The 968-nt window shown below is 53.7% G+C and carries 1 pseudogene; it reads right to left on the bottom strand.

Annotated elements, in window-relative coordinates:
- Positions 1–229: 229 nt before the first annotated feature.
- Positions 230–968 (bottom strand): annotated as a pseudogene (locus tag KBX14_RS11145) (hypothetical protein); the annotation flags it as partial.

Genomic DNA, 968 nt, shown 5'->3' on the forward strand with positions numbered 1-968 from the left:
AACAAGGCCAAAATGTCGTTGACTTGCGCATCGGTTAAGCGTTTGATGTTGCGTTTGTGATGCGGGATCGGATCTTGCTTCTTCGGGCGGGGATTGTCCTGGTAATACCGCCTGGAACGGGCCACGCCTAACACGTTGCAGGCTTTCCTCATTGAGTGCCCGATACCAACGAGTGCTTCGATTAGCTCGTTTTCTTGTTGTAGGCCTGCCTCATAGCGTTGTGTTTGTTCTACTGTGAGGATTTTCCCGCCGCGTTTGAGTCCCCGCCATGCTTCTTTGGCAGAGACGCTATAGCTTTTCCCAGTACATCACTGGTGTCCTTCCACAGCTTGTTTTCTTTGCGCAGCTTGGCGTTTTCTCGTTGTAGTGCGTTGTATTCCTTGCGGGTAATGGTGACCATGTCGTTGTTGGTGGCCTTGGGGGTGTTCAAGGGTTCTGCCTTTCTTGTGTGCGTGTAGTGGGCAATCGTGCCGTTTGCGACTTTCTCGATCCAGCCATGCATCGCTGACTGCAAGATACCGTGTTTATCCAGCAAGGCTTGTTTTGTCCCATGCGGGGCAGCCACATACTGGTGGACAAGTGAGATGATTGCTTCAGCGTCTAACACCACCGGTACAGGGGTAGTTGCCCCGGTATAGACTGCGGCGCGTTGTTGCTGGGTAAACGTGCCAAGATCAAACCGCTTCATCCACCGAATCACTCGTGATGCGTCCATGTCGTGACGGGCCAGCCAAACCTTCTTTGTCCCGTACGGTAGTTGGTGATAGATCCTGACCATCTGCTGTTTCTGGGTATCGCTATAGGTGACAATCCCGCGATCTTCAGTGTTGGGGATAAACACGACTGCCGCAGCATCCGGCATGACCAACTCACTATCAGCAAGCGTGGCACCGGGTGCAAGGGTGACAGTCGGCAACGCCAGCACATCGCGTGCAGATGGCAGGCTTGCACGCCGACGTTTACGAGTC

The organism is Corynebacterium sp. CCUG 61414 (assembly GCF_024453945.1).
In the GTDB taxonomy this organism is placed as follows: Bacteria; Actinomycetota; Actinomycetes; order Mycobacteriales; family Mycobacteriaceae; genus Corynebacterium; species Corynebacterium pseudogenitalium.